The sequence below is a fragment of the Neolewinella aurantiaca genome (genome assembly GCF_008014675.1).
Taxonomy (GTDB): domain Bacteria; phylum Bacteroidota; class Bacteroidia; order Chitinophagales; family Saprospiraceae; genus Neolewinella; species Neolewinella aurantiaca.
In genome coordinates this window covers 1-2,974 of sequence record NZ_VOXD01000078.1, presented here as the reverse complement: position 1 = coordinate 2,974, position 2,974 = coordinate 1, and the positions used below count along the sequence as shown (strand labels likewise).

The window sequence follows — 2,974 nt, the reverse complement described above, 5'->3', positions numbered from 1 at the left end:
TCTTGAAGCTATCCTTGACAAACTCCCAAGTCGATTAAGGCAAAAATGTCAATTTGCTACTGATCATTTTGAAAGCTACTACCAACTAATCCCTCCAGAGCAGCACAAGCCGGGAAAAGCCTTCACCTACTATATAGAGGGCTACTTTACCGGTGTAAGGGCGCGAGTTAGCAGGCTCGTCCGAAAGACGCTCAGCTTCTCGAAAGACCTCAGCAATCATGTCGCAGCAATCCGATATTTCTTGTGGCAACGAAACCTAGATTCCTATCCTTACATTTGATACACCGCCAAAAAACGATCAACAAAAATTTCTCAACTCCTCTGGCTATAAGAACGCGAAACATCAGGAAGAGATTAGCAGTTTACAATCTCACATAGCTGCTAGTGATAAGAGACTGAAAGAAGAGAGAAAGAAACACATGTCCGAAAGGGCTAAAGACAGAGCTTGGTCTGCGTGGTGTCGAATGTGTGACAAAGAAGGATTAGACCCAAGAAAGGCCCAAAGAGACAACCCAGGATCTTACTGGGAATGGATGTCTAGGTTTAAGTAGGATCGTTTTATTTAGCCTAATTCTACAACTTTTGAAGCATAATCTGTTTCATAATCCATGTTATACCTCTAAGTACTGATAACCAGTTATTTGAAGTGTTTTTAAATCCTCAACTATATACCCTACTTATACTTCATTTCAATCGATTCTAACTACTTCACAGAAACTCGCGCTGTGAAGACAGCTTCCGAAAAATATCGTAGATTGCACCGTCTGACAAGACATTTTTACTTCATTTCAGTAACAGATGACTGTTAAGACATTAGGGATGATCGCTTTGGTTTTACTTTGACTGTTCACCATCTTCATCACTCTGTGTAGCTGTTTGATCGTGCTCCTGAAAATTCGCAATGTTTTAATGGACATTAGAAGGTTTAGGATTCGTTCAAAGAATAAGCTTAGAGAGATGTGGCGCGGATAGAGAAGAAAGACAGGGATGATTATCCCTTCTTTTATCCTGTTTTCAGCATCGCTACAATTATGTAATAGACAATGTAAGTCGTCGCAGCAATTGTTCCTACCCCAATCATGATCAGTATTGATTCTGCTAATAAGAGCAATGTGTCTATTAAAAGGTCATGTATGTAGCGAATCAACATAGCTTTTCGTAGATGGTAAACATAGGGATTTTAGCTCTGTTGAGTTCAGAAGCAAACCGAAAGTGAATAAAGCATATGTATTGATTTTGAATTCTCTTTGAATAACCTGACTTCTCTACTTCTCCATAAATACAATGGGTAATTACGTACTCCCAAGTGACCTTTCAAACCATCTTCAAACCTCTTTGAAGACAGTTTACAATTACCTCAAGAAAGGGCACTCAAAAATCCGCATCACAAAAAGAGATTGAAAGACTTTTGTACATTTTGAAGACTTCAATTCATTTTACAACCAAGGTAAACAGTCGTACAATTGAGACACATTCTCTTCGGAAAAAAGAGAAGCAAATCAAGACTTTGAACCGCTTCAGAAACAGGTTCAAAAACTACAATCTGATTTACAAGAGAAGGAAAATATTGTAACCGATCTTTCAAAATACAATTCAAACTTAGAGAGCCAGGTTACAAAGTACAGTCTCCTATTGACGGAAGAGAAGAATGAAAGGAAGGAAGCCGTTACAAATTTTCAAAACCTGCTTCAAAAGACCTGAGAAGAACGCAACCAGCGAACCAAAAAGTACTATACCCTTGCCGTCGTGACCATCATCTTCGGACTTGTAATCTTGGCGTGAACTATTCTCTTTTTTCAGCTTGACCTCAATTTCAAAATCAGTGGTTAAGGTCGCTATTCAATACCCTCGAAAAAGCCTTATTCTATGGCGTTAAAAATCGCGCTTTTGAGCAATAAAAGTTTCTAGTGGACATTTACCGCTTGTTGTTCTTCTGAACTCGCTGTTGCTTTGAAGTCCTCGAAAGAATGGTATTTTTTAGGAAGTCGCCTGGAAGCAACAAACCTCACATAAATGTTCTGAATCATAGGATGTTCAAAATCCTTGGACTTGCTGACTGATTTGTATCGAATGTTGTCCTCGTTTTCTGCAAGGAACTTGTTTTGAATTGCTGACCGCTCTTCTTCAGATAGTTTTTTGAGGTAATCTTGGACCGCCGCTCTCCTCTGCTCTTCAAAATCTTTCTTGAGCTGACTTTCTTGATCAAATAAATCAGGAGCAACTTGCTGCTTAGATTGTACTTGTCCACGTTCTATTTGCTCACTGTAATCGTCGGCAAAAGCTTTGAGAAGGTAACCAGCAACGTTTTTGATTTTCCCCTTCCTGTACTGCTCTTCGACCACAGCGATATTTACTCGCAGGTAACTTTCATCGTGGTTTTCTAAAAGGGTTTCAATAACAGAATCTTTCAATCAAAAGGACTTTAACTTATCACGGATAGCCGATTCTGCCCCGTGTTCTACTATTGATTCTTTCTTACGTTCCATTTTGAAAACTACGGCGGTTATTTTCCTTCCCGACCTCTCAAGATCATAGGCCACCGTTATATCTGACTTATCATTAATTTCGTCAACGGCCACATCCAGCACCCTTTTACGAAGCATGGTAAACGAAGGGTATTGTCACTCCTCTATCCCCATCAAACGCCTGAAGTCATCTGACTCACAACGAAAAGAGCTAAGGTTAAGGTAGTCAGCCAGAAATTCGTATAGTGCTAGACTGTGCTTGCTTGTGAAGCCTCTTAGCATCAATAAATTCAGCTTAACGTAAATTCTAGGATGCTTGCGTATTCCGGCAGCTTTGACCCCCCAGTTCCGAAAAGTACTGCCCCCCCAATTCCGGAGTATTGACCCCACCCCCTGTGGAAAACATTCCGGAGTATTGCCCCCCTCGGTTTACGTGGAGACTCGTGCTTGATCCTCCCATCTTCGCCGCTCATCAAGAGCAGCGACAATGGGCAAAATCAAGCGTATGG

At 40.6% G+C, this 2,974-nt stretch carries 2 protein-coding genes and 1 pseudogene; 1 reads left to right on the top strand and 2 read right to left on the bottom strand.

Annotated elements, in window-relative coordinates; genetic code table 11:
* A partial coding sequence (locus FUA23_RS21975) for an IS1 family transposase (protein WP_262713711.1) occupies nucleotides 1-280 on the top strand: 280 nt, incomplete at its 5' end.
* Between the two features lie 1,624 nt (nucleotides 281-1,904).
* On the opposite strand, the gene FUA23_RS21970 is transcribed toward FUA23_RS21975, so the two are convergent.
* Both FUA23_RS21970 and FUA23_RS23220 read right to left on the bottom strand, forming a co-directional pair.
* Nucleotides 1,905-2,411 (bottom strand): SGNH/GDSL hydrolase family protein, encoded by a 507-nt coding sequence (locus tag FUA23_RS21970; protein WP_147932927.1) that lies wholly within the window; start codon nucleotides 2,409-2,411, stop codon nucleotides 1,905-1,907.
* Nucleotides 2,412-2,609 (bottom strand): annotated as a pseudogene (locus tag FUA23_RS23220) (replication initiation protein); the annotation flags it as partial. It lies immediately after the preceding gene.
* Nucleotides 2,610-2,974 lie beyond the last annotated feature (365 nt).